The sequence below is a fragment of the Stenotrophomonas sp. genome (genome assembly GCF_031995405.1).
Taxonomy (GTDB): domain Bacteria; phylum Pseudomonadota; class Gammaproteobacteria; order Xanthomonadales; family Xanthomonadaceae; genus Stenotrophomonas.
The window spans coordinates 21861-43797 of the sequence record NZ_DAMAGC010000003.1; the positions used below are offsets into that span (position 1 = coordinate 21861).

The 21937-nt window shown below is 58.6% G+C and carries 21 protein-coding genes and 1 pseudogene; 5 read left to right on the forward strand and 17 right to left on the reverse strand.

What is annotated here, in order from left to right; translation table 11 throughout:
• The 3 genes from cyoA to RTO53_RS01000 form a co-directional block, all read right to left on the reverse strand.
• Complete coding sequence (cyoA, locus tag RTO53_RS00990; RefSeq protein WP_312236029.1) at positions 1 to 1101, reverse strand: ubiquinol oxidase subunit II; 1101 nt, start codon at positions 1099 to 1101, stop codon at positions 1 to 3.
• A gap of 322 nt (positions 1102 to 1423) precedes the next feature.
• Positions 1424 to 3046: a lactate permease LctP family transporter gene (locus RTO53_RS00995; protein ID WP_312236030.1), complete on the reverse strand. Its 1623-nt coding sequence runs from the start codon at positions 3044 to 3046 to the stop codon at positions 1424 to 1426.
• A 48-nt stretch (positions 3047 to 3094) separates the two neighbouring features.
• A complete protein-coding gene (locus RTO53_RS01000) occupies positions 3095 to 4099 on the reverse strand; it encodes a 2-hydroxyacid dehydrogenase (protein WP_312236031.1) in 1005 nt (334 codons plus the stop codon).
• A 149-nt stretch (positions 4100 to 4248) separates the two neighbouring features.
• Here RTO53_RS01000 and RTO53_RS01005 point away from each other — a divergent pair, with 149 nt between their 5' ends.
• The 3 genes from RTO53_RS01005 (at position 4249) to RTO53_RS01015 (ending at position 6852) form a co-directional block, all read left to right on the forward strand.
• Positions 4249 to 4584 (forward strand): hypothetical protein, encoded by a 336-nt coding sequence (locus RTO53_RS01005; protein ID WP_312236032.1) that lies wholly within the window; start codon positions 4249 to 4251, stop codon positions 4582 to 4584.
• A gap of 205 nt (positions 4585 to 4789) precedes the next feature.
• Entirely contained in the window at positions 4790 to 5533 is a 744-nt protein-coding gene (locus RTO53_RS01010; protein WP_312236033.1) for an alpha/beta hydrolase, read from the forward strand.
• A 71-nt stretch (positions 5534 to 5604) separates the two neighbouring features.
• Positions 5605 to 6852, forward strand: coding sequence for a diguanylate cyclase (locus RTO53_RS01015; RefSeq protein WP_312236034.1), 1248 nt, complete (start codon positions 5605 to 5607; stop codon positions 6850 to 6852).
• A gap of 119 nt (positions 6853 to 6971) precedes the next feature.
• Here the strand turns inward: RTO53_RS01015 and RTO53_RS01020 are convergent, their stop codons facing one another.
• Both RTO53_RS01020 and RTO53_RS01025 read right to left on the reverse strand, forming a co-directional pair.
• Positions 6972 to 7214, reverse strand: coding sequence for a hypothetical protein (locus tag RTO53_RS01020; RefSeq protein WP_312236035.1), 243 nt, complete (start codon positions 7212 to 7214; stop codon positions 6972 to 6974).
• Positions 7215 to 7665: 451 nt separating this feature from the next.
• Entirely contained in the window at positions 7666 to 7977 is a 312-nt protein-coding gene (locus RTO53_RS01025; protein WP_312236036.1) for a DUF5076 domain-containing protein, read from the reverse strand.
• Between the two features lie 330 nt (positions 7978 to 8307).
• Here RTO53_RS01025 and RTO53_RS01030 point away from each other — a divergent pair, with 330 nt between their 5' ends.
• Entirely contained in the window at positions 8308 to 8757 is a 450-nt protein-coding gene (locus RTO53_RS01030; protein WP_312236037.1) for a DUF695 domain-containing protein, read from the forward strand.
• Between the two features lie 107 nt (positions 8758 to 8864).
• On the opposite strand, the gene RTO53_RS01035 is transcribed toward RTO53_RS01030, so the two are convergent.
• From RTO53_RS01035 to RTO53_RS01085, 11 genes and pseudogenes are all read right to left on the reverse strand, one after another.
• Entirely contained in the window at positions 8865 to 9389 is a 525-nt protein-coding gene (locus tag RTO53_RS01035; RefSeq protein ID WP_312236038.1) for a hypothetical protein, read from the reverse strand.
• A gap of 61 nt (positions 9390 to 9450) precedes the next feature.
• Positions 9451 to 9819, reverse strand: a complete 369-nt coding sequence (locus tag RTO53_RS01040; RefSeq protein ID WP_312236039.1) for a hypothetical protein — start codon at positions 9817 to 9819, stop codon at positions 9451 to 9453.
• 596 nt (positions 9820 to 10415) lie between these two features.
• Positions 10416 to 10934, reverse strand: coding sequence for a hypothetical protein (locus RTO53_RS01045; RefSeq protein WP_312236040.1), 519 nt, complete (start codon positions 10932 to 10934; stop codon positions 10416 to 10418).
• Between the two features lie 216 nt (positions 10935 to 11150).
• Positions 11151 to 11555 (reverse strand): annotated as a pseudogene (locus RTO53_RS01050) (RHS repeat-associated core domain-containing protein); the annotation flags it as partial.
• Positions 11556 to 12226: 671 nt separating this feature from the next.
• Positions 12227 to 12766 carry a hypothetical protein gene (locus tag RTO53_RS01055; RefSeq protein WP_312236041.1) on the reverse strand — a complete coding sequence of 180 codons (540 nt, stop codon included), beginning with the start codon at positions 12764 to 12766 and terminating at the stop codon, positions 12227 to 12229.
• 583 nt (positions 12767 to 13349) lie between these two features.
• Entirely contained in the window at positions 13350 to 13760 is a 411-nt protein-coding gene (locus RTO53_RS01060; RefSeq protein ID WP_312236042.1) for a hypothetical protein, read from the reverse strand.
• Positions 13757 to 14359, reverse strand: a complete 603-nt coding sequence (locus RTO53_RS01065; protein WP_312236043.1) for a putative toxin — start codon at positions 14357 to 14359, stop codon at positions 13757 to 13759. Before RTO53_RS01065 ends, RTO53_RS01060 begins: the two co-directional genes overlap by 4 nt.
• Before the next feature lie 727 nt (positions 14360 to 15086).
• A complete protein-coding gene (locus RTO53_RS01070; RefSeq protein WP_312236044.1) occupies positions 15087 to 15572 on the reverse strand; it encodes a hypothetical protein in 486 nt (161 codons plus the stop codon).
• On the reverse strand, positions 15565 to 15912 hold the full coding sequence (locus tag RTO53_RS01075; protein WP_312236045.1) for a hypothetical protein: 348 nt from the start codon (positions 15910 to 15912) through the stop codon (positions 15565 to 15567). The genes RTO53_RS01070 and RTO53_RS01075 overlap by 8 nt, the downstream gene beginning before the upstream one ends.
• A gap of 118 nt (positions 15913 to 16030) precedes the next feature.
• A complete protein-coding gene (locus tag RTO53_RS01080; RefSeq protein ID WP_312236046.1) occupies positions 16031 to 16327 on the reverse strand; it encodes a hypothetical protein in 297 nt (98 codons plus the stop codon).
• A 1816-nt stretch (positions 16328 to 18143) separates the two neighbouring features.
• Positions 18144 to 19013, reverse strand: a complete 870-nt coding sequence (locus RTO53_RS01085) for an RHS repeat-associated core domain-containing protein (protein WP_312236047.1) — start codon at positions 19011 to 19013, stop codon at positions 18144 to 18146.
• A gap of 318 nt (positions 19014 to 19331) precedes the next feature.
• Between RTO53_RS01085 and RTO53_RS01090 the strand changes: the two genes are divergently transcribed.
• Entirely contained in the window at positions 19332 to 20177 is an 846-nt protein-coding gene (locus RTO53_RS01090; RefSeq protein WP_312236048.1) for a DUF4238 domain-containing protein, read from the forward strand.
• 39 nt (positions 20178 to 20216) lie between these two features.
• Here RTO53_RS01090 and RTO53_RS01095 read toward each other — a convergent pair whose 3' ends face one another.
• Positions 20217 to 21323 carry a hypothetical protein gene (locus RTO53_RS01095; protein WP_312236049.1) on the reverse strand — a complete coding sequence of 369 codons (1107 nt, stop codon included), beginning with the start codon at positions 21321 to 21323 and terminating at the stop codon, positions 20217 to 20219.
• Positions 21324 to 21937 lie beyond the last annotated feature (614 nt).

Here is a 21937-nt window from a genome sequence, read left to right on the forward strand (position 1 = left end):
TCATTCTCCCGAGCCAGCGTGACCGGCGTGACCGGCGGCGGCGTGCTCGTCTGCAGTGTGGTCGGCGTGCTCATCGGCGGCGCCCGCGGCATGCGCGTGCGTGTCGTCGGCATGCACGTCGGCCGCGTGGCCGGCAGCATCGTGGCCTTCGGCGGTCATCGGCATGTCGTGGCCGGCGTGGCTTTCGCCCGCGGCAGCGTCATGGCCCATCGCCTTGTGGTCGTGCTTCATGCCGTAGTGCTGGTTGTCACCCATGTGGCGGGCGATGACCCAGTCGAACAGGCCGGCTTCGGTGGTGCCGTAGTAGGTCACCGGATGCCAGTCGTGGTTCTTTTCGGCCACCAGCGCGTTGAAGGCGGTCTTGTCCAGGGTTGCCGCGTCGCCACGGACCTTGGCCAGCCACTGCTGGTACTGCTCCTCACTGACCGAATGGGCGGTGAAGTGCATCTTGCTGAAGCCCGCGCCGCTGTAGTGCGAGGACATGCCCGGGAACTCACCGGTCTCGTTGGCGATCAGGTGGAGTTTGGTCTCCATGGCCGTCATCGAGTAGATCATGCTGCCCAGGTGCGGGATGAAGAATGCATTCATCACCGAATCGGACGTGATCTTGAAGTTCAGCGGGGTATCGACCGGGAAGGTGATCTCGTTGACCGTGGCGATCTTTTCTTCCGGATAGATGAACAACCACTTCCAGTCCAGCGAAATGGCTTCGATCACCACCGGCTTCTTGTCCGAGTCCAGCGGACGGTACGGATCCAGCGCGTGCGAGGAACGCCAGGTCAGCACGGCCAGCACCAGCACGATCATGCACGGAATCGACCACACCACCACTTCGATCGCGGTGGAGTGCGACCACTTCGGCTCGTAACGGGCCTTGGTGTTGGTCGCACGGTACTTCCACGCGAAGGTCAGGGTCATGATGATGACCGGCACGACGACCAGCAGCATGAGCACGGTAGCCGTGATCAGCAGCGTCTTCTCATCGTGGCCGATCTGGCCCTTGGGGTTGAGGATGGCCGAGTTGCAGCCCGTGAGGAACACGGACAGTGCAAACAGCAGGCCCGGACGCAAGAAGCGTCCAAGGGGGTTCAACGGAATCATCGGTCGATCCAATTGCGTAGGGAATGCCAGGTCAAGCGCGGCCCGCCCGGCCAAAGGCCGGATGTGCCGGTCCAGGGGGACAGGCACGAGGGACGATCATGTCAGCCTTCCAATTTTAGGCCGTCATGCATCATTTAAGAAAGGCGTTGACAATGATTCGACGCAGTAAAGGGCCGAAAAAGGCTGCGACACGTTGTCGCACTGCGCGCCGGAGGCCGGAATCGGCACAGTTGGCCAGTCTTGTATAGACATGAATGGTTCAAGGAGGGACGCGGGCGGGTGCAGTCGTGGCCGCCCGCCCGGCGGCCCGCTGCGCGTCCGCTCAGTGCAGCAGCACCGACAACAGCGCCGTGCACAGGCACACATAGCCCAGCAGGGCCAGGCTGATCGCCAGCGTGGTGCGCATGATCGCCGACTCCTGGCCGACCAGCTTCACCGCAGCGGCGGCAATGGCGATCGATTGCGGCGACACCAGCTTGGCCATCACCCCGCCGGCGGTATTGGCCGCCACCAGCAGCGCCGGGGAGACCCCGATCTGCGTGGCCGTCACCGCCTGCAGATGCGCGAACAAGGTATTGCTGTTGACCACCGAGCCGGTGATGAATACCCCCAGCCAGCCGATCACCGGCGCCACCACCGGGAACAGGCCGCCGGCCTGGGCCAGTGCCAGACCAATCGTGGACGAGGCGCCGGAATAGTTGGTGATATAAGCCACGGCCATGACGAGCGCTACCGTCGCCAGCGGCTTCCACATCTCCCGGCCGGACTGCGCCAGTTCCTCGCCGGCCGCACGCAGGCTCAGCCTGGGTGACAGCACGACGGTAAGCAGCGCTGCGATCAGGATCGCCGTGCCGGAGGCATTGAGCCACCCCACGGTCCACACCGCCGGCAGCGCGCGTGCACTGGCCACCAGCGGCGGCAACTCCTGCACGCGCTGGTCGAGCAGGCCGATGGGCAGGTGCAGCACCGTCGTGCCGAGCACGCCATCATCGGCAAACATCGCCTTGAACGCGGGCAGGCTCCAGACCAGGATCGTGGCGGTGAGGATGTAGAACGGCGACCACGCCAGCAGCACGTCCCTCAGCGACCAGCGCTGGCTGGAGACCGGCGGGGCCTGTGCTTCGCGGTAGATCCGTTTCGGGCGCCAGACCTGCATGAACGCGGCCAGGCTGCCCATCGCCGCGAGCGGCCCGATGATGTCCACCAGTTCGGGCCCCAACAGATGCAGCACCAGCGTCTGCGTGCCACTGAAGACCACGCCGACCACGAGCAGCACCGGCCAGGTCTCGCGCACGCCGCGCCAGCCGTCCAGCATCATCACCAGCAGCGCCGGCAGCAACAGCGCGCAGACCTGTACCAGCGGGATCAGCATGAGCGACATGTCGCCCAGCGCTACCCCACCCTGCTGCGCGCCCACCAGCACCGGAATGCCGATGGCACCGTAGGCCCCCGCCGCGCCATTGGCCACCAGGCAGAGCATGGCCGCCTTCAGCGGGCGGAAGCCAAGCTCGACCAGCAGCGCGGCGCAGATCGCGATGGGCACGCCGAACCCTGCCGCGCCTTCCAGGAAGCCACCAAAACAGAACGCGATCAGCAGCACCTGGATGCGCTGGTCGTCGGAAATGGTGGCGATGCTGCCGCGGATCACCTCGAACTTGCCGCTGCGGATGGCCAGCTTGTACAGCCACACCGCCATCAGCACGATGAAGCTGATCGGGAACAGGCCGTTGGCGATGCCCAGCAGCGCCGCACCGGCGATGCTGCCCAGTGGCATGCCGAATACCCAGGCCGACACCAGCGCGGACACCAGCACCGCCAGCAACGCGGCGGTGAGTCCCTTCAGCCGCAGCACGGTCAACGCCAGCAGGAACACCAGCACCGGCAGCGCGGCCAGCAGCGCCGAGAGGTTCGCGTTACCGAGTGGATCGTAGTTCTGGGGCCACATGGTCAATCCCTGCGGGGTGCGTTGACGGGGAAACGGCGGCGAACGGGGTCAGGCGGCGGTAACGAGGTTGGGACAGGTGTTTCCCGTAGCGAAATCCCCGAGATTGCGCAGCGTGATCCCGGAAATCTCCTGCAACGCCTCCACCGTGAAGAACCCCTGGTGCCCGGTGACCAGCACGTTCGGGAACGTCATCAAACGCTGGAACGTGTCATCGTCGATGATCTCGCCCGACCGGTCCTGGAAGAACAGCACGCTCTCCTGTTCGTACACATCGATGGCCAGATGCCCAAGGTGCCGCGACTTCAGCGCACGGATCACCGCCTGGGTATCCACCAGGCCGCCACGCGAGGTGTTCACCAGCATCGCACCGGCCTTCATCCCCGCCAGCGATACATCGTTGATGAGGTGATGGGTATCCGGAGTAAGCGGGCAATGCAGCGAGACGATGTCTGCGCGCGCAAGCAGTTCATCCAGCGGCACGGACTCGCCGATGGATTCGAACGCAGGCGACGGATAAGGATCGTGGCCCAGCACCGTGCAGCCCATGCCCTTGAAGATGCGCGCCGTGGCCAGACCGATCTTGCCGGTGCCGACGATGCCCACGGTTTTGCCATACAGGGTGCGTCCTAGCAGACCATCGAGCATGAAGTTGCCCTCGCGCACCCGGTTATAGGCGCGGTGGGTCTGCCGGTTGAGGGTCATCACCAGGGCCAGCGCGTGCTCGGCCACCGCCTCGGGCGAATAGGCCGGAACGCGCGCCACGAAGAAGCCCAGGTCGGCCGCCGTGGCAAGGTCCACATTGTTGAAGCCGGCGCAGCGCAGCAGGATCGCGCGCACGCCCAGCGCATGCAGGGCGTGCAGCACCGGCGCATCCAGGCGGTCGTTGACGAAGACACAGACCGCCTCGCAGTCCTGTGCCAGTGCGGCGGTGTGGATGTCCAGCGAAGCGTCGAAATAGAGGAATTCGAACGAATGCGCGGCATCGGCGTGCTGATTTGCCTCGTCCAGGAAGCGGCGGTCGTAGGGCCGGGCGCTGAATACGGCGATCTTCATGAAGCATCCTTTGCGGGAGAAGCGCGCGGCGCGGCCTTCAGGGCACTCTACGCGGTAACCGGTGACAGGATCGCGCGCAACCGGTGTCCATGCAAACCCGCCGACAGGGGTACATCATTACAATGCGGCCAACGACTGGAGCACGTGCCTTGAGCCTGACCGCCCGATTTCTGCGCTGGACCGGCACCCCTGCGGGCCGGCGCGCCCTGTTTGCCATCACTACGGCGACCATCATGCTCGTAGCATGTAATCCGCTGCTGTTACCCCTGCTGCCGGTGGTCGATGCCGTTGGTCTGGACGTGCTGGCCTTGCTGGTCGGGGCCCAGACGCTGGCAGCGTTTCCCTGGTTGGCACACCTCACGCGGCGGTGTTCAACGCCTGCAGGGCGCGTGCTGGCTGGCTTCCTCGCCGGTGCTGTCGGCGGCTATCTGAGACAGCTTCTGTTCGGCGGATACTGCCGGGGCGTCCGCTTCGGGCAGGGGTAAAAGGCACGGTCGGGCGCGAGGCAGCACGCGTGCGCAGGGCCCGACCATGCGCTTGGACCGCGTATGAACCCCAGCGCTCCCCGCGATAGACCCGCCCGTCAACGTGCCCTAGTATTCGCCACTTCAGCAGCGCCATGGGTAGAAGGTCGTGGGCAGTTTTGAGAGGTTCAATGGCCGTCGCAGCGGCCAGGGGAAACCGATTGCGGTGCTTTCCCACGGCTTCGGCACCGACCAGACGGCATGGACGGCATTGCGACCGTGGTTCGAGGCACGCTTCGACGTGATCTCCTTCGACCTCGCCGGCTGCGGTCCGAAGGGCGCCGACACCTACGATTTCGACCGGCACGGTGCGTTGTTCGGCTATGCCGACGACCTGCTCGACCTGCTCGATGAGTGCGACGTCGAACACTGCACGTATGTCGGCCACTCGATGAGCGGCATGATCGGCACGCTCGCCGCCATTGCCAGGCCGGACCTGTTCGAACGGCTTGTGCTCATCGGCGCCTCCCCGCGTTACCTCGACGATGCCGACTACATCGGCGGATTCAAGCCGGAGGACCTGGAAGGCCTGTTCCAGAGCATGAGTGCCAACTACCAGGCCTGGGTGGCCGGGTTCGCGCCGATGGTCGTTGGCGTGGACGACAGCACGGTGATCGCCGATTTCTCCAACACCCTGTTCCAGATGCGCCCGGACATCGCCCTCAACACGTCGCGCACGATCTTCACCTCCGACCTTCGACGCTCGGCCGCGCAGTTGACCACGCCTGTCCATGTGATCCAGACCGCCGTGGACGTAGCCGTTCCCGTGCAGGTCGGTCAGTGGCTGGCCAGGGCGATCGACGGCGCGACGCTCGACGTGATCGATGCCGCCGGCCATCTCCCGCACATGACCGCCACCGATGCGGTCATCGACATCCTCAAGCAGCGTCTTTGCGGAGCGGCGCATTGACCCCCTCCGACAGCGAAGCATTGGCTGCGCTGTGCCACTTCGCCCAGGTCGCGGCCGGCGCGGATATGGTCATGGCCGTCGACATCGTGTCGGACGGCCGTGCCACGTGGGCGGCCTCTTCGCCCTCGATGACGTTCTCCGGCTTCACCCTGGCCCGCAGCGGCATCTTCGAACACGTCTGGCAGGGCGAGCCGGTGGAGGCCACCGCGTTCCGGCTGCCGTCCGCGATCATCCACGCGCTGGGGGGTACGCCGTACGCATTGCTCTACGTGCCTGCCCCCTCGCAGGCAGCGCCGCTGAGCGGGCTGCTGCTGTTCTGGCGTAACGCGCCGGTGCCTGCGCTGATGACGCTGCAGATACCCCTGCTGGCAGCAAGCGTGGCACGGCTGCTGGCCGCGAGACGGGGGACGGCGCGCGAGGCGATCGTGCGCAACCAGTTTCTCGACCTGTTCGAGAGCGTGCCGGCCGGCATCGTGCTGATCGACGGCGATGGCGTGGGTGCGGCCGTCAACGAACGTGCGGCGGAACTGCTTGACTGTCCGCCGGGACGCCTGCGCGCCGCGGATATCGCCGGCCCCATGCGTGCCCTGCGGCAACGGTGCGACAACCATGCCGCGCTGGAGCAGGCCTATGCCGCCCAGGTGGGCAACGTCAACTTCGCCGCAACGCTGAACTGGACGCTCGGGGAAAGAACGTTCGAGGTGGACACCCATCCGGTCCGCGGCAACGGCGAGCACGGACGCATCTGGCTGTTCACCGACGTCACTGCCGACCTGCTGATGGCCGCCGAACTGCGCCGCCTCGCTTCCTCCGACCCCCTGACCGGCGTCCCCAACCGACGTCACTTCGAGGAGTGCTCGGCGCAGATCATTGCCGCCCGCGAAGCCCAGGGCCACGCGGTGGCCGTGCTCATGGTCGATGTTGATCACTTCAAGAAGATCAATGACACCCATGGCCATCCGGTGGGTGACGAAGTGCTCAAGGTCGTCGCAAGGCGATGCCGCGAGGCGCTGCGTGACCGCGACCTGTTCGCCCGGTTCGGCGGCGAGGAGTTCATCGCGCTGCTGTCGGCGCCGGCCATCAACGAAGTGCCTGTCGCGGCCGAGCGCCTGCGCAGTGCGATTGCCGCCGAGCCGATCACGGTGGGCGGCACGCGTATCGCCGTCTCGATCAGCGTGGGCGCGGCGATTGGCGAGGCGCTTCCCGGCGGGGATCAACCGCTCCTGGAAGAGCTGGTCGCGCGTGCCGATGAAGCGCTGTACCAGGCCAAGACCGAGGGGCGCAACCGGGTGCGGATGGCGGATCCGGTTTCGGCGTAGCCAGGCAGGGAGTTCCGCCACCGAGCATCGCACGGTGGGGGATGCCGTTGCGCCTCCGCCGCCGTGCGATCCTGGCCCTCACATCCGCGCCCCAGCCAGGGGGCGTTCTTCAGCGCGGATCAGACCATCCCGAGCACGAGCCTTGTGCGTTGCAGGCAGCCACCCGCACCGAACGCGGGCAGATGCCATCGATGGTCATGCTGGTGGTGCTCACGGTGTAGCCGGCCGAGGGGACCGACCATCTCGGCGGACTTGAGGAACTTGCTGTACTCCATGGGTGGCACCAGGTCTTGTGCGCCAACACCGAACACCGTGCACACAACAACCACTACCGCCTGGGCGGCAATGCGAAATCCTTTCATGTTGTCCCCTAAACCTTGACGGCAGACCGTTGGCGCCATGCCAGCCGGCAGACTGCTACCCCACGAGGCTCCAATGTACAACCACGAACACTGACTACTCAGCGGTCCAGTTCTGATGTGGAGAATTCACGAGCCCCGGAAGGTGGCGCGATAAATCTCTCGGGACAACCCGACCCCCGGATAGTCCCTTCCAAGTTTCCATCAAAATGACGCCGCCCGCCTGGTCCGCCTCTACCACATGATTTCTCACCACAGTCCCGTAGGGCTCGTGGTCATAGCGCTTGATCACGGCGCCGTTGACATCGCTCTCGCCCACATTCGCCGCTTCCAATAGGAGCATGGCCGCCGTACTTTTATGCCATCGACAGCACTGATCGCGACCATCGCGCTGATAACAGAAAGCCCGCTCGGCAAGCAGGCTTTTTTATAGGGATTGGGGTCTGGCCCGAGGTCAGTTCCTTCTCAAGAAGCCTCCATCCACGCCCGAGGTTGGCTCACTGAGTTCATCATTGAACCTTTCACTGATTGTACGCAGAGCAATCCGTGCATCTACTCCGTAACCCGACTCAAGCGCTTTCGAAAGGTGACGCGCAACATCTGCCAGGATCACTCCCCATGCTTTCTCCTCTGAGATCTTGGATGTTTCTTTATACATTCCAACCTTCATCGAGCAATGGAGCTTCTTTGCAGCAATCCATACTCGAAGCATCTCAACTGAGTTCTCATCTTCTAGAGCCGCTTCCGGAATAGGACGCTCATTCATGACCTGACTCCTCACTGGCTTGGAGGCCTAATGTTTCGATCGTCCCACTTGCCTGCTGACACTTCTTTGCGTTTGTTGTCCAAATTATCCTTTCGGCCACGATAGAGTCCATGTGCCGCTGCCGCATGCGGCGAAGTCCGGCAGTCGGATCGCCCATGTTGCCCGTAAGTCCCTGCCCATCGACGGGCTCCAAGTCGACTGCGGCGCCACAGGGCTACTGGCTGTATCGGTCGACGATCTTGCCGCTGGCATCAATCTTTGCCAGCACAAAACCCGAGCTCTAGACCAGCGAAGTGTTAGAATTTGCACCGGTGCCAGACGGACAGACGGATGAATGATGTTCCTGTTCCCTGCTATTCCCTGATTGAGACGTCCATCGGTAGCGATCCTGCTATCGTAGTTGTCAATTCTACGCTGCTGACCTTTACTGGGCATTATGCCTTTCCGTGGCATTTGAGGATTGGAGTAATTTGCAAGCTGCAAGGTGTAAATGGCATGCCGACCACGGAAGAGGTTGAAGCCCTTGCCCGCCTGGAGGAAAAAATTGCTCCCGCGCTTGAGGTTGACTGCAATGCTATTTTTCTCGCCCGAATTACGGCTCGTGGAGAACGCGTACTCCTATATCGAGTACATGATCCCGAAAAGGCTGATGAGGCATTGCAACTTCTCATTTCCACGCCAGATACCGTGCGCCAGTGGGAATATCAGATGGAGTACGACGTCGGCTGGATGCTGGCGAAACCGGAGCTGGACCTATTACAGCCTTCTCGCTTCAACTAGCCGTCACAGCTCATTGGACCCAAGAGGCAATGCATGCACTTCGCTTCAATGTTCGGGGCATCCATTCGTCAGCCAGCAGAGGGAGTAGCGCCAATTTCTTCTAATGGCTAACAACCAAACTCACTCTTGTAGCAGCTCACGGTCACGGTCAATGAGATTTCCCAGGCCACGCACCGACCAGTTGAACTGATTTTTTGATGCAATTTCAACCAACTCCGCATGCAGCTGGGATGAGTTAGTCTTTGCCATTTCATCATCTTCAGACTGCCGCTATTCATCATCATATGAACAGGTAGGCTCAGCTCCAGATGACAATGGCTACCGTCGGGCCCGTTCAGCTGCATGGCTTCTGGACCGGAGTATCCGCCGTCCGTCAAGTCGACGGTGAGAATTTTATCGCCCGAAAACATCATGGTCATTTTGACGTCATCGACCAGGCAATCGACCAACTTCAATCGAAGCGACGCATGTGTCAGTGCGCCCACCCGCTCGCCGCAGGAGAGCGTGTATCCGTTATAAATATGAAGCGACCATCCATCATCAGTTCCAACCTGAAGCTGCTCATCCTTGACGGTCAACGTTACATACTTGCCCTTGAGATGTCGAAAAGTGTCTGATCGATGCTCGCTCATGTGACGTAACTCACTCTACTTGATTGGAAAATGCGACTTTAAAAAGACAGACCTCTGCATTTCACCTCACTTCCGAATCTCTCGATCCAGCGATATTTCTGATTCTGACCGCCCTGTCCAGACTCTCCTCAAAAACCTCACCATCTTCAATGTAAAGCTGAACTTCGTAGTCGGATGATAGCCGAACGTTCAGCACCCAGACTTGCGGGGCGTCAGCAAGGGCGTTGCACAGATCCACTGTGGACACCTCCAACGGGCCGTCCTCCATCCGATCTCGAAGTTGACTCAGGATCGCCTGTGACTTCGCTCCCGACGGAACATCCAAGTCCGATAGCAGCCACATGTCATTCGTACTGAAGTTCGTCCCCAACGCCTCAACTACCCTGTCGCCCGTGATGGGGAAGCCCCACGCATTTACAGTCATGACCATCCACCTCCATTCAGCGGCCGCGCTGGCCCTCGATAAGGAGTGCCACCGGTAGCACTCCGCTTGTAAGGATGTTCGTGCGGGTTCGTATGACTACCCGGCCTACCGTTGTCAGTAAAATCAATAGTCTTTACTGGCCTCCCTCGACCGTCGAACTCTCTCTCGCTTGGTAGTACTTTCCATTCCTACCGTCTCGCTGACCCAGTTGGGTATGCGGGCCAGCCGCATCCGGATCTGGTGCAGGCTCACCATTGGGCTTCCGCCGAACCTGCGCATCCTTCCGATCCCTGAAAGAGCCTTGAAGCAAGGCGGGGTATTGATATCACAGGAACAATCCGCCCGGAATTGCTCTGTGCGATCGAGGCCAGCGACGTCATCCTGACCTTCGCGACGGCATTGGCATTTAGCGGCAGCGATGCCAGCCCGGGTCGAGGTGGCGACATCAGCCAAGGCGCATCAAGCGGAGCTGAGGTTGCCGGCCAGCGGCCGGCACTACCAACGGCCGTTTTGCCCAAACAAAAAGCCCCGACTAAAGCCGGGGCTTTCTGCTCTATCTGGTGTCGGAAATAGGAATCGAACCTACAACCCACCACCCGGGATCAGCCGTTACGTAGCCGCAAGTTTGATCTGGAAATGAAGACAACCTCACTTCCAGTTGAGACACAGGACACCACGTCACTCGAGCTGGGGCCAACCGTACCCTCCATTGCCACCTGCCAGATCGACGTATCAGGCTCCACATCATCATCTGAAATACTCAGCTCCATGATCGAATTCCCCACCATCAAACGCAAACAGCCATCGGAGGCCACTTCAACACCAGAAACCTCCTTGCCGATGCACGCATGGATCTCACTGAGAAACCTCGATCTGCCCGCGAAGAAGTCATGGCACTGGAACGAGTCTTGGATTTCATCTTCATCCATCAGGCTGGCCCGACAGGAGAAGCTCAAATCCACGTACAGCGACAATCCAGGCTGCGCGTTAGCGTTGATCAATCTCAGCCAGATCTGAATGCTACTCACATTAAATGAATCAATGTACGAGCCAAGCAACATCCGAACCAGCCGGGAGCGCGCCGTCTCCAGGTCGACTTGAACCTTATCGACTTGCGTCATTACCGCCTCTCCCGATAACAAATATGCCTACCAGTCCGCTGCTCAGCCTTGAGGGATGCTCCCAAGTTTCTTCCCATTCTCAGGATCTACAGGTTGCCGGGGATTGCCCTCTCGCGTCACCGACACCCTCGGCGGATGCTTTGGACCTCCCTCCATGACTCTAACATCCATCTTCATAGAGGAACGTTGTGAAGCGTCCCCATTTCCGTGCCCGCATCATTCGTTATCGGCGTCCTTTTGTATCCAGCGCCGTCGAACGCCGCCCTGGTATCCGCAGGGCCCGTCGCCAACCTTGTCACCGGCTCGAAGTATTCCTGGCAAGGTTGCGCCGCTGGCTCCTACAGCCAGTAGCGCTTTGCCCTTGTAGTTAAAAGCATCATCGTCGAGTTCATTCCCGAAGCCTGGATTTCCCATTTGATCCACATTCGAGAACGATGTTTCATCACGACCATCGGGGTCGATGAATTTGCGGGGCTTGTTCAGCGCGTAGGCGTACCTATTGAACTTCGCACCAGTCTTGGCATCGACCGTTATGGGATCAGCCGACAGGAACACACCCAACTGTGGATCCATGTACCGCTGCTGCATGTAGCTCAGGCCGGTGGCCGAGTCGCTGACCTGCCCGGTGTACCCCGGGCCATCAGCAACTGGCCCACCTACGACAGCGCCACAGGGCTCGTAGTGATGCGCGCGACCACGTTGCCGCCGGCATCACTCTTGGTCAATACCGAGCCCAAGGCATCGGCGTGAATGTAGGTGACCGTTTGTGCGCTTGCGGTCGGCACAGCAGCTAGACTCAGCAACAGCACAAAGCATAGCCAGGCTCCCACCGCGCCCAGCTTCCGAAGTCGATCTTCAAATCCCCTGAGGCGAGCCCCCACTCCGCCTGCACTTTCCCCGAACCTGCGCATCCTTCCAATGCCTGAAAGAGCCTTGAAGCAGGCCTGGGTATTGATATCACAGAAACGATCGGCCCAGAATCGCTCTGTGCGATGGAAATCAGCGACGTCATCCTGACCTTGGGAACCGCATTAGCGCTTAGCGCCAGCGATGCCAGCCCGGCTGGAGGTAGCGATGTCAGCCAAGGCGCATCAAGCGGAGCTGAGGTTGTCGGCCAGCGGCCGGCACTACCGACTGCCGTGTCGCCACAAACAAAAGGCCCCGACCAAGGCCGGGGCTTTTTGTTGTATCTGGTGCCGGAAATAGGAATCGAACCTACGACCTACGCGGTGCCGGTCGACAGTGGACATACAAGGATGACTGGAACGTAGAGAGTGCACGCAGCTGAAGAGTCAGCCGGCCTTTTCAATCGGCACGGAAACGTACTCAGTCGCTGGAAATTGCCACGAATGGGGGGCTGCATCTCCCGGCATGGTCAAGAGCAGTGAACCCGGCGCGTCCACCACCACAACCGAGAGCAAACGGCCATCGGAGAGATGCAGACGGATTCCGGAGTCAACGATCAACCCAGCACCTTGCCATCGAACGATCGCGGCGTATTCAACGTAAAGTCCTTCGGGCACCTCCAGATTTGCCCATTCACAGGTCGATTCCGCAGCAGCACCCGCCAGGAATTCAACATTGATAGTCCCAAACTCATCCCACCCTTGAACAACGGTACTGGAGCATGTCAGTTCAAGCGACACATTGGAGTCAAAGCTCAAGATCACCTGCCAAGCCAGGCTTGCTGTCTGCGTAGTGGGAACCCTGCACGCTAGAAGCTGGCGCCCTCGGAGCAATTCAGTTAGCTCACCTGGCTCCGCGCCCTCCAGTTGGATTGGCAGATAACGGACACCGTCAGGAAGTACCTCAATCGCACTGTAGGGTTTCATGTGGTTTTTATCATTTGCCGGGATGTCGATACTCTTGCCGCCCGAGCTGTTCGTCTGGCGACCAAAGACACCATTCTCTCCGATCTGTGCTCCAGGAGGAGCACTGTCTCCGCTAACAGTGGGTCTTGTATCACCGGCGAGCGCCTTGAGGTCATCGTCCTAGTTGCCGCTACCGCCGAACTCTGGCTTCAGATTTCCGCTCGCGTGCCGAGTGTCACTCTTGTTCGGGCCTGCCAAAGGGCTGCTCTGATCACCCACGAGATCAGTCGGCAGGGCCGGAGACTTTGCACCCCAATTACCAGTTCCTCCCCGCTCCGGGCTACCACTGACCGGATGCCGGCCCGGGTTGAGGTTGCGACATCAGCCAAGGCGCATCAAACGGACCTGAGGTTGCCGGCCAGCGGCCGGCACTTCCAACGGCCGTGTCGCCACAAACAAAACACCCCGACCAAGGCCGGGGCGTTTCTGCTGTATCTGGTGCCGGAAATAGGAATCGAACCTACGACCTACACGACGGTGATTCGCCAAATGAACCGCAGAAGGCATCTGGCGTCCAAGCGCAGTACGTCACGTCGTTATCAGGCTAGCAGGAGAAAAAGACTGGATCGCCGCGCTGAGCAAAAATTTTCGCGACGATCAGCGGATCACTCCTGGAAAGGTCATATGGACAGAAAACATCCGCGCAATATCCATCCCGATGCTCCAAGAACACTTGGACCGCATCGACGCCGACATCGTCACTTTGCGGCAACCATACGTTGGAAGCTAAACCGTACGCGATCGCGCTATCCTTCTGTTTCAGAAGCGCCGACCGAAGCAGCCTCATCCGATCTGCGGCGCCTCCACCATCCATCTGGACGCCCGTATGCTCCATATCTCCAGTGGAAGCCAGGCAAACTCCGAAGGGCTGAAACTCTCCATGTTCGGCAAGCATCTTTCTGGCGAACTGCAGCATGTCTTCGAGTATTCTCTCGACCTGTTCTTTTGGTGTCATCTTTTAGGTCCTAGGTCATCTCGGCGAACAAGTGTCGACTGCTGCTCCACCGTAGAGCGTACCTTAGTATTGGCCCCTGTGACGACAACATGCTCTCGCCCAGCCGCCTGAAGATGTTCCCGCTGCGCCCAAAGTTGCGATGAATCAGACAGTCGCTTTGTGTCCTTAATTTCGCCAACCTGCCGCGGATTCTTGAAATCAGGAATTGTCGATCCGTGCGAGGTTAGCGCCTTCTCCATATTCTTGACTTCACCGATGGCTCCAAGAACCCTTGCTTTCGACGCTACTTCTCGTACCATCGCGCCAGCGCCATCACCCACGATGAGGACTAGGCCAGCGGCTGCGGCAGCTATGTTGACAGCAGATGGATCTTGAACTGCAGTAATCGCGCCCTTGACGTCACCGATTACAGGGATGAAGTCCGCAACCATGCGGGCTGCTTCGCGGAACGCCTGTCTAGTTTCAGGCTTCGTCCAGTCCGTCTCGTAGACCGAGCACCGCAGACTCTGCCGCCCGTCCGGATCCGTGAAGTTGTACGGATTGCCGTTCGAATACCGATACCCATTGAACTGCCCAACCGACTGGTCATACGCCGTCATGGGATCAACCGACAGAAATACCCCCCGACTACGTGTCCATATACCGCCGCTGCATGTAGCTCAGCCAGGTGGCCGCATCGCTCACATGCCCGGTGTACCCCAGCCCTTCGGCAACCGGCGCACCTACGACAGCCCCATAAGGCTCGGAGTCATAGCGCTTGATAACGTTGCCGTTGACATCGCTCTCAGCGACAACCGAGCCCAGTGCGTCTGTGTGGATGTTCGTGGCCTTCGTCTGGGCAGTTGCGGCTGGCGACAGGCCAGGGCGGGATCAGCAACACGCAGCTCAGTCAGGCACCTAATGCCCCCAACTTACGAATTCGATCTTCAAATCCTCTGAAGCGGGTCGACACACCGCTTGCAGTCCCCCCGAAACCCCCCATCCTTCCAAGCCCTGAAAGAGCCTTGAAGCAAGGCCGGGTATTTGATCGCACAGGAATGGCCGGTTGCGGTTTCCAGGTCAGGAAGGGTGCCAGGACCTAAGCGCCTGGGAAGCCGCTGGGGCGAGTGGGTCACGCGGCCCGGAAATTCTGTGCTTCCAGCCACTACTGGGTTGCCGGCCAGCGGCTGGCACGACCAACGCCCGACCCACAAACAAAAAGCCCCGACCAAGGCCGGGGCTTTCTGCTGTATCTGGTGCCGGAAATGGGAATCGAACCTACGACCTGCGCATTACGATCTGCCTCTTCCAACCAGTCACTTGCATCGCGCAACCATGTCGAACGCCTCATGGACGGAGATGCTTAACCTCATTGCGGAGGCAGTCAGTTAGTCCGTCAATGGCCATACGAACACAGGATTGGTCGACCATGAAGCTGAAACTAGTTGTCATCACCAGGCCAGAGAAATAGCTAAAGGTAAAAACTTCCTTTTGCGTGGACCGAACAAGGCGCGGATGATCTCCCAAGCTGACTTCAAGCACCTGCCCCCCGCCATCAGTAGGCTGCAGCGCGCACGAGAATGATCCATTGTCTTCAAGCCAGTCCACCAAGGACTGCCTAAGCCCTCCCAATGCGTCGCGCGCCACGATGACTTGCGGAAGCACAACGCGAAAATCCTCCGTTGCCTCCCGCTTTGCCTCTGGCTCCCGATTCCAGTACTCGCCAACCAGCGTGAAGCGACAGACCATTTCGCGATCTGTGCTGCCCACAACTTCACACTCGAGACTCTCCATCCCTCGATTTGAGGGCAGTGACCATCTACGATCAGTCATCGAGACCTCCCTGATGGATTTCGCTTGGGTCGGCGAGAATGCTCTTTGTTGTCGAATCATCCATGATCAAGCGCAGACGGCCATCGGAGCCCACTTCAATGCCGGAAATTTTCTTGCCGATGCACGAATGGAGGTCACAAAGGAACCTCGGCTTGCCCGCGAAGAAGTCACTACCTAAGGACGAGGCTTCGATTTCATCTTCGTCCAGCAGACTTGCCTGACAGGAAAAGCCTAAATCCACATACCGCGAGGATCCAAGCCGCGCATTCGCATTGATCAATCTCAGCAAGATATGAATGCCACTCACATTAAATGAATCAATGCCCGAACCAAGCAACATCCTAAACAGTTGAAACGCACCGCCCCCAGGTCGGCTTTAACTTTTTCAGCCTGCGTAATCACCGCTTCACCCCCAAAGGGCGCTGCACTGAAAAACTATCCCAGCAAGCTTCTTTTTCTCACCCCGTCATCAACGCCGCTAAAATGAAGGCAACCAGAGTGAATCCCAAGAGCACCCGGATGATCACTATCTCGCGCCGGACCCGTTGCAGTTCATGAAGCGGCGCATTCCTCTCCTGTCCAAGCACGACGGCCAGATACTTTGACTGACCACGAAGCCCGAACGTCTCCGGACAGCCCAGGCGACTCCACAACTCAGGATAAATTTTAGGAAAGTGCGCCGCGAACCGAAAGAACACCGCCAAGTAGCCGATGACCGAAATGAAAGCTATTGCGAAAATTATTTTAAGCATCATGGTACTTTTCCTGGAGTGAGCCCAATCTCGTATATTTCCACCCGCGCTGCCGGACCCAATCCACCGTTGACGCTGAACTCGAACCTCCCTGGAGGTGTGTACCGCAAGCTCGCTCCCATTACACCTACAAGGCCCGCTTCACCCCCCACATTTAGCCCGGAATCAACGGCAGCGGAGCTCTGTGAGGGCATGAAATCGTAGCTTCCAGTGAAGAGGTTCCATGTTCCAGAAGCGGTGGCTCCTAATGCAGGCGTTATGATCGAGTAGCGATCATTGTCAGGACCCTCCTTCAATTCGGCCTTTCCGCCCACGCCGGCCGCAGCAGCATAAGTAAATGTCGGCGTGGTATCTCCGGTAAAGACGCTCGTCACCTTCCAATTTTTTTCGGATTGCTTCGCTGCCACAGCTGGACTGGCAGAGCCCCTGGACGGAGCCGGAGCTCCAGACTCCTGCCGCGAACCGATATCCAATGGACTTCGTGCCGACGTAGCCAGCATGGCATTTGCGACACCGCTGCCCCCGCAAATGTTCGACCCCGTAACTTTCGCACATCGGCCATCTGGATCGGTGAACTTGAAGGGATTATTTGCAGCGTACTTGTAGCGATTGAAGAAATCGCCCGCGCTGCGTCTTCGCGAGCGCTGGCAATCCCGACTGAACGTACTCAGCAACGGCTTGCCGGGCTTGGTCACGGGCCTGATCAAGTGTCAGGTGCTCGACCGAACCCAACGTACGACGCTTACCGTGCGCCCAGGTCACGATCCAAGCTTTATGACCAGATGGCTGCACTCGCAAGATCAGGCCGCGAACCTGAGCGTCCCTAAGCTCATAGGGGCGATCACGGGGTTCTGCTGTAAGAACGATGCGCTTAGTGAGGGCGGATGACATCGGGCGGAGCGTCCGTAAGTGGCGATAAGGCCAACTTAGGACAGGATGCGAGGCGGTGTTTGGATGAGGATCGTCCGCAGCCGCCAGCTCGCTATCCCAAGGCCCGCAAAATGTCTCCCTGTGACGGCAGACCCATCATTAGCCAAGCCCATGACGCTCCGACCTTCCTTCTTCGCAAATACAGGGTTCGCACAGGAATACATCAATACTCTTGATCGGTTATATCCAGCGGCGGAGGCACTCCCCGCAGCAAATTACGCATCGCAATCATGGGGTAATACTCAGAAAAGAATACTCTAACTGTAACTATTGTTCGCATAGCCCCGATGGAAAGAGTTGCTAGCGCAACGCAGACATCAAGAACCCCTCTCCCCAAAAGCAGAATCAAGAAGCCGGCCGTGAGGCACAACTGGGCACTCGCGATCAAGAAATCCATGCACCCTCAACCGTGGCGGGAAAATGCCGACAAAGCAAATCCTTAGAACGCCGCCCCACTCTTGCTGGCTCTATCCGACTCGAATCAGTACATCGCAGTTCCCACATCTAGGCTGTTCGGTGTGGGAAAAATACACTCCGCGGCCGGAACATCCTAAGCAGCACGCGCCGGAACGCAAGATACATACACTCAACCTTGCCTATCCTGAAAAAAGTAAAGCCCAGGTCACGCCCTTCGAATTCAAACATCCTCTCTTCAGCAACTTCCCAAACGTCACGTATGCAGAAATATGTCCTGAAGACCCCCGTCTCAACAGTTGCTACGAAATGTGCGCTCATACGATCCGAAAGCACCCTCCGCATGCGATCAACCGCAGTCGCAACATTCGATGACTTGATGAAGAACGTCGCTTGAAATCCGGCGACATCAGCCCCGAGCCCAGACGCTTGAATAAAGATCCCTTCAACCATGAATTCATAGAATCTCACGAGCCTATCTCCCCTTTCTCAACTCTTGATCCAGCCTTTTTGAATCAAGCCTTCCGTCAACTCGAAAATAGCCCTGAAATCCTCCATCCTGTCCCATCTTGACACCAGGCATAGGCAGGCCAGTCTTCTCGCTGATCGCCCCCATCGTGCCATTCCATCTTGCGATATCAGACTGCTCAGCGGGTCTATGAACCGGATCAGGGATGTACTCTGCCGCATCAGCAACTTGCTCAAGCGTACCGGCCACAGCTAGGGCGCCGACGCTGACCTTACCCCAGAAGGAGTGCCCCCTTACGCTCTCTGTCTGGTAATGCGGAAGCCCTTTGCCGCCCCCCTCCAGTTCATGGCCCACATGTTTGAGCTGCCCCTCAGCCCCGTATGCGGATGTCTCAATCTGCCTCGCCACTTGTCTTCTGTCCGCTATCACGTTCTGCTGGGCCCGGCGCGCATTGACGGCCTGCTCCTGAGTGAGTCGTGCAACCTTATGGGCCTGGTTTGCGGTGAGTCTGACGAGCCATGCAACTTTACCGGCTTCTCCATCAGGATCTACGTAGGTGTACGGATTTCCGTTCGCATACCGATACCGATTGAACTGCCCCACGGGCTGGTCATAAGCCGTTACCGGGTCCACCGACAGGAATATCCCCAACTGCGGATCCATGTACCGCTGCTGCATGTAGCTCAGGCCAGTGGCCGAGTCACTCACATGCCCCGTATACCCCGGGCCATCAGCAACCGGCGCACCTACGACAGCGCCATATGGCTCGTAAGTGATGCGCTCGATCACGTTGCCGTTGGCATCACTCTTGGCTACTACCGAGCCCAAGGCATCGGTATGGATGTAGGTGACCGTTTGTGCGCTTGCGGTCGGCACAGCAGCCAGACCCAGTAACAGCGGGCGGAGCGTCCGTAAGTGGCGATAAGGCCAACTTAGGACAGGATGCGAGGCGGTGTTTGGATGAGGATTGTCCTCGATGATCTTTCCCTGTCTAGCTCAGTGAGCAATTGCATCCAGACGCGACAAGCACCACACCCGCAAGTCGCTGACTTCACTTCTCAAAGCACCAGGTCAAGACCTCCACCCAGCCTGGAGGTTACGGCTATGCAAGGCGCAGCGGGAAGGAAGTTGAAAACGACCGTTAGTTTATGATTTCCTAGCCGCAGATGAATCAACTTGGCTCTGCGCTAGAACATGGGCGACCACTACCTTCCCCAACACTACCTGAAGGCGTTCGCTGAAAATGGTCGATTCTGGGTGCACGACTTGATTGAATGTCGCACTCGACGGGGTCAACCCAAGTCAGAGGCCAACATCAATGGACTCTGGCCTGCTGAGTTGGAGAGCCATCTTGCGAACAAGATCGAAGCCCCTGCTCAGGACACGATCGATCGCATCCGCGGCATGAAGACAATAGGTGAATCGGAAAAGAAGAACCTAGCCAGCTATCTATTGGCTATGTGGAAGCGCGTACCTGCAGCAAAAGGACGGACTGCAGCTCACATACCAAAGTTAGCCATTGAGTACGAAAAAGCGTACTTAGCGCAGGTTGATGCATACGCATGCGATGGATCGATTACCGCCGAGCAGGCCGTCGCTGCCAAGCAGACGATATCTAAGACCCTGACTGACATTGCAGAGGGATCGCCTGACTACTACTGGCACCATCAAATTAGAGAGGGCGCCTCGCCCAGGATGTTTGCAGCCCTTCTCACCATGCATTGGACATTCATGGTGAGTACTACTGATCCGTTCCTAACCTGTGACCACCCCCTATTCTTCTTCCCTGAGGTAGGGGTGGGCAGGAAAAATTCCGAGCTAAGCATTCCACTGTCCACTTCCATAACACTTCTTGCTCACCGACAGAGTCCCACGCGCTCGCAATTTAGAGACATACGACAAAAAACAGTTGCGCAACTCAATCGTCGAACTGCCTTTAACGCGAAGCGATACTTATTCTCTGAGCAAAACATCCCTTGGGCCTTGAAACTTGGAACTCACAAGCCTCGACCGACCCCAATTATCGTAAACCGCGCCTGACATTTTCCAGACACAGCGCCCCAGTGTTCAAGGGCGCGACTATCCCGATGACCCAGGAATGGACTGTGTAGAACCTTCTACATGCTTTAGTCCTCTACTCATCTTAGCAGTGCGCTCAAGATCTTCGGCGAAGTGAGCCGGGTAAGGTATTCCGAAGACCCGCATTACCGGCGCGAAGACAAAGGGCACTTCTCGATCAAAATACTTAGCATCTGGGACAACAAGCTTGAGTCTCGGTTTTGCGCCAGGGCTTGTCCGAACGACGTCCCAACTCTTTGATCGGTAGACGCCCAAGTGATCCAATCCAGCCACAGAAAGTCGCTCTCCTGTAACAGGGAGCTTATCCAGTCCTTGGGCATAGGTGAATTTTCTCATATCTCTGATCCACATTTCACCGACAATCACAACAAACTTCGCCCTTGTGACGGCAACGCGATCAGCGACGCTTCGCCAGAATATGTATTTGTCGACCCTATCTCCGAAGTGCGCGGACATCATGCCCACCGCCCTAAGGCTCTCGTCGTACATAAATACCATCGGGACATGGTAGCCGTCGTGCTCGAATGTTGAGCAGGCCATCGCACAGAGTGATTCAAATATATCGTCTAGATTCCGGGCCGAACTTGCGGCATCCTTGACCGGGGCCAAGAGCGCCTCCCGCTCCGCTGAAAGCGCGCCCCTATCAAACTTCACAATCTCGACGTTCTGAGAGTGAACCCTCATATCCGCCAGCTTCAGATATGCGGTCCTCATAACCGACTCTCTCGCCGCATACAGGGAATCAGGACTTGGCACTTTCGCGCTCAGCTTATCACCTATATGCGCCGCCAATCCCTGACACATCCGGTAATGAGATGCGTAAATATAGGTGAAGGCCTGAAGTAGCTCCCACTCTGGCAACGTGTTTGCTACCCAACGCCTCTCTATTCGCACGGCTGAAGAATCGACGACGCCTGATGGCAAGTGGCTACGTGCAAACCTTATCAGACGCTTGGTCCCTGCCTGCAGCAACTCCTCTCGCCCTGTAACCAAGCTGATGTCTTGTTCGACGATGCACGACCAGAAAAGGGTCATAGTCAAGGTACTGTGGAGATCCAGATCCCCTTCCTTTTCAATCGTATTTCGCGAGTCTTTAGCCCACTTCATCACAGCATCCCGCCCCCACTCAGCAGTTATGGGGCGATACCAATCGTCGAAGCCAGGAATCTGATCTTTGTTCTTCTGGACAATGAACGTTACGGTTCGCGATGTTTGCAAGAATTGGTTGGTGCTTAGCCGGAAAAGCTCTGGTTCCAAGTAAGTTGCGTGGCAACGCTCCAACAACAGCCAAAGATCATTCAGTCGCCGTTCCCAAGCTTGCATCCCCGTCCCCTCAAATCCGTTGATGCTTGAGAGTACTGGAATTCAATCCTGAATTAGAGGCTGCAGTAGCCCGTCGTCGAATCTCGTCGCGCGAAGCCTCGTCACCGTCCAGCAGTCTCAGGGACGTAAGGGGAACTGAAGCCGGCCGATCTCGCTAGTTCTGGCGTGCCGTACGGAGACGAATCATCCGCAATAGAGAACATGAGCATCGACCAATGAACGGCCTGCAGCAAATTCCTTTCGCATCAAATACTTCCGAACGCGCCCAAACAAAAAGCCCCGACCAAGGCCGGGGCTTTTCTACAACTGGTGCCGGAAACAGGAGTCGAACCTGCGACCTACGCATTACGATCGACCTCTCCCAACGAGTCAATTGCGCCTTGCAACCATGTCAACCA